Here is a 4154-nt window from a genome sequence, read left to right on the forward strand (position 1 = left end):
CTCCGGCAGCACCGTGCCGAGCACCGACACGCCAGTGCGCATCACATCCATCGGATGCGCGGCCGCCGGAATCCATTCGAGCGCGGCCTTGACGTTCGCGGGCAGGCCGCGCAACGCCTTCAACTTCGTCTTGTAGGAGGTGAGTTCGGCTTGCGTCGGCAGCTTTCCATGCACGAGCAGATAGGCGATTTCTTCGAATTCGCAATTGCCCGCGATGTCGAGAATGTCGTAGCCGCGGTAATGCAGATCGTTGCCGGTCTTGCCAACCGTGCACAGCGCCGTGTTGCCCGCGGTCACGCCGGACAGCGCGACGGATTTTTTCGGTTTGAAGCCGCCTTGTACGCCGGCGGTTTGCGTTGTCTCGCTCATCTGCCGCTGTCTCCTGTTTGCGTGCTCATTGCTCCACATCCCCGAAAAGCGGCGCGGCATCTTGCGGGATCGCGCGGCCGGTGGATCGCGCGCGACGCAGCACCGACCAGTAATAGCGGTAGCTCGCGCGGTCGTGCAAGGTGTCGCGATGGCGCGTGGGTCCCCATTGAGCGGACTGCGCGGCCAGCAGAATTTCGGCGGCGGTGGCGATTTCCTCGTCGCGCGGCGCGAACGCGCTCACGATGGCCTCGATCTGCGCGGGATGAATGCTCCACATGCGCGTGTAGCCGAATTCGTTGCGGGCCCGCGTGGCGTCGCTCGCGACCACGCTCATGTCGCGCACTTCGGTGCTGACGTTGTGCGACGGCACCTTGCCGTGCGCATGGCAAGCCGCTGAAATCTCCAGCTTCGCGCGCCGCACGAGCGGATGATCGAACTGGCCGGGCGAGCGCATGGCCGTGTCGGGAATCGCGCCGTTGTGCGCGGAGACGAAATCCATCAGGCCGAAGCTCAATGCCTCGACGCCGGGCAACGCGGCGAGATCGAACACACGCGTGAGCGCGCCATGCGTTTCGACGAGCAGTTGCACCGGGATGGCTTTTGCGATGCCAAGCTCACGCCGCGTGGCTTCGATGAACGCGACCATTTCGGCTGCGTCCAGCACATTGCGGATTTTCGGCAGCGTGATGAAAGCAGGCGCTCGCTTCGCCGCGCGCAGAATCAGGCGCACGTCGTCACGCCAGTACGGGTGATCGTAGTCGTGAATCCGCACGCCGACGCGCCCGAAGCGGTCATGCTCGCTGCCGATGAGCGACGCGACCAACTCCGCATGCTCCGCTTCGCGGCCCACTTGCGCGCCGTCTTCGCAGTCGAGCGTGATGTCGAACACGGGACCCAGTTGCTGCTGCAACGCGAGCGATTTCAGCATCAGCTTTTCGCTGCCGGCGTAGTGATCGCAGGCAGGCAGCACAGCGGGCGGCACTTCGCCGTCAAACAGCACTTCGGCGGGTGTGAGGGCGCGCATCTTCGGCGTCAGGGGCGTGGGTTTTGTTGAGGAAAAACCGATTCGGGCGCGCTCTGTCCGGTCGTACAGGCAGACAGGCAAAACGCGCTCGGATCAGGTGCGAATCGACTGGTCTGCTCGATTCGCACGAAAAAAACCGGAACCCGCCGCGGTGACGCTACGGAGTTCCGGTTGGTCTGCATCAGGTGCTTAGCCGAGCAGATGCTGAACGCCTTCGCGTTCTTCCAGCAGTTCCTGCAGCGTGCCGTCCATCTTTTCGCGCGAGAACGCGTCGATTTCCAGGCCTTCCACGCGCTTGTATTCGCCGTTTTCGCAGATCACCGGAACGCCGTAGACGATGTCTTCGGGAATGCCGTACGAGCCGTCCGACGGAATACCCATGGTGACCCACTTGCCGTTCGTGCCGAGCACCCAGTCACGCACGTGGTCGATTGCAGCGTTAGCCGCCGACGCTGCCGACGACAAACCGCGTGCCTCGATGATCGCCGCGCCGCGCTTGCCGACGGTCGGGATAAACGTGTTGCGGTTCCATTCGTCGTCGTTGATCAGCTTGGTCAGGTTTTGACCTTCTGCGGTCGCGAAGCGGAAGTCCGGGTACATGGTCGGCGAGTGGTTGCCCCACACGGCCAGCTTTTCGATCGAAGCGACCGGCTTGCCCGACTTCGCGGCCAGTTGCGACAGCGCGCGGTTGTGGTCGAGACGCAGCATGGCGGTGAAGTTCTTCTTCGGCAGGTCCGGTGCCGACTTCATCGCGATGTAGGCGTTCGTGTTGGCCGGGTTGCCGACCACCAGCACCTTCACGTCGCGGCTGGCGACTTCGTTCAGCGCCTTGCCTTGAACCGTGAAGATCTCGGCGTTTGCCGACAGCAGGTCTTTACGCTCCATGCCCTTCGAACGCGGACGCGCGCCGACCAGCAGGGCGACGTCGGCGTCTTTGAATGCGACCTTCGGGTCGTCCGTGATCACGACGCCCGACAGCAGCGGGAATGCGCAATCATCCAGTTCCATCACGACGCCTTTGACGGCGCCTTGCGCTTGCGGCAGGTCGAGCAGTTGCAGGATCACCGGCTGATCCTTGCCGAGCAGATCACCATTGGCGATGCGGAACAGCAGGGAGTAAGCAATTTGACCTGCGGCGCCGGTGACGGCAACGCGCTTTGCGGGCTTAGCCATTGAGAAATCTCCAGGACGATGCGTTAGACGCTAGGGAAAACGCCATTCTATATGCGCGTTCAGCGAAGCGTTGTTAAACACGGCGGAATTCGCTGTTCGCGGGAGGCTCGCTGCCGGCCCGTTAATTGCGGGCCGAAAGCGGCGCTGCGGCAAGACCGCCATGCCGGAAACCGGTACTGCTGAGCTCTCTTGAGCCGGCGCTTCGCCCTTCTTCCGCCGACATATCAAACGGGGAAGCGGCCGTTTCTTCAGAGCGGGAGCGGTCATTGAGGCGCCGGGGCAGCCGCTGCACGGTGCGGGCTCCTGCAAACAGCGCGTTTCGGCAAGCGTCGGACCAACGAACGGCGGCGAATCGAAACCCTGGACTGCGTGGGAACAGCATGGTGCAGAGTGGCTGCCAGTGCGTGGCGGCGCTGCCAAACCGGATGTAGCGCAGAGCCGTCAAAACGCCCGCAAACCCTTGCTCGACAAGGAGTGTAGGAGTCGGCAGAGGCAAAGTCAACATTATCTTATGTCTTATATAAGACACATCTATTGCCGGGGAAACGCTGGACGCGAGCCAGCGCTTTATGATGAAATGCGCGCATGAATTCGAACCCGGCCAACACCACGAATCCCGGCGGCCAGGCGGCCGCGGGCGAAGGTGCATCCGCGGCCGTCCCCGCTGCGTCACCCACTTTCAGCCCGCTGTACCAGCAGATCAAAGGGCTGATCACGCAGAGTCTCGAAAGCGGTGAATGGAAGCCCGGCGAGATCATTCCTAGTGAAGTCGAATTAGCGGCCAGATACAAGGTCAGCCAGGGCACGGTGCGTAAAGCGATCGACGAACTCGCCGCCGAGAACCTGCTCGTGCGCCGCCAGGGCAAGGGCACGTTCGTTGCGACGCACAACGAAGATCGCGCGCAGTTTCGCTTTTTGCGGTTACTCGCCGATGACGGCGCCGAACATCCGCACGTTAGCCGCCTGCTCGAGTGCCGGCGCTTGCGTGCATCGGCGGACATCGCGCGGCAACTTGACCTGAAGCCCGCCGATCCCGTTGTGCTGATCAAGCGTCTGTTGCAGTTCGACGGCGAAGTGACCGTGCTCGATGAAATCTGGCTGCCAGGCGCCGTGTTTCGCGGGCTGACGCTGGAGCGGCTGTCGGAGTACAAGGGTCCTCTTTACGCGATGTTCGAGACGGAGTTCGGCACGCGCATGATCCGCGCCACGGAGAAAATCCGCGCGGTCGCCGCCGAGCCGTCGGTGGCCGATCTGCTGCAGGTGCCGCCGGGTTTTCCGCTGCTGTCCGTCGAACGCGTGTCCTACACCTATGGGGATCGGCCGGTGGAAGTCCGGCGAGGTTGGTATGTCACAACCGGGTACTACTATCAGAACGATCTCAGCTAAATCGGGCTGGACTGAGCTGGATTGAAGGCGCGGCGTCCCACGCGCGCGCCGTTTGACGGCGCCTTTATTGCGCGCGCTGCAATGGACCTGTCGGGGTTTTCGCTGCAGCGCGAAATGAAAAGGCGCTAAAATTGCGGATTGGTGTGAACTACATAGCAGGGGGTCTAGCATGGCTGAAGCGGTAAAAAAACCGAGGCCGGAA

Annotated in this window: 4 protein-coding genes; 1 reads left to right on the plus strand and 3 read right to left on the minus strand. The window is 62.6% G+C overall.

The window, feature by feature from the left end:
* The 3 genes from P0D87_RS31475 to P0D87_RS31485 form a co-directional block, all read right to left on the minus strand.
* Positions 1-369, minus strand: a 369-nt coding sequence (locus tag P0D87_RS31475; RefSeq protein WP_408637118.1) for a citrate/2-methylcitrate synthase, incomplete at its 3' end; no start/stop codon positions are given.
* 25 nt (positions 370-394) lie between these two features.
* A complete protein-coding gene (locus tag P0D87_RS31480; protein WP_053859716.1) occupies positions 395-1393 on the minus strand; it encodes an HpcH/HpaI aldolase/citrate lyase family protein in 999 nt (332 codons plus the stop codon).
* Between the two features lie 189 nt (positions 1394-1582).
* Complete coding sequence (locus P0D87_RS31485) at positions 1583-2566, minus strand: malate dehydrogenase (protein ID WP_006047555.1); 984 nt, start codon at positions 2564-2566, stop codon at positions 1583-1585.
* Positions 2567-3151: 585 nt separating this feature from the next.
* Between P0D87_RS31485 and P0D87_RS31490 the strand changes: the two genes are divergently transcribed.
* A complete protein-coding gene (locus tag P0D87_RS31490) occupies positions 3152-3952 on the plus strand; it encodes a GntR family transcriptional regulator (RefSeq protein ID WP_006047556.1) in 801 nt (266 codons plus the stop codon).
* The last annotated feature ends 202 nt before the right edge of the window (positions 3953-4154 follow it).

The organism is Paraburkholderia sp. RL17-368-BIF-A (assembly GCF_046054045.1).
Taxonomy (GTDB): Bacteria; Pseudomonadota; Gammaproteobacteria; order Burkholderiales; family Burkholderiaceae; genus Paraburkholderia; species Paraburkholderia graminis.

Coding starts and splice junctions, on each gene's coding strand:
- P0D87_RS31485 (WP_006047555.1), bottom strand. CDS start 2,566: ATGGCTAAGCCCGCAAAGCGCGTTGCCGTCACCGGCGCCGCAGGTCAA.
- P0D87_RS31480 (WP_053859716.1), bottom strand. CDS start 1,393: ATGCGCGCCCTCACACCCGCCGAAGTGCTGTTTGACGGCGAAGTGCCG.
- P0D87_RS31490 (WP_006047556.1), top strand. CDS start 3,152: ATGAATTCGAACCCGGCCAACACCACGAATCCCGGCGGCCAGGCGGCC.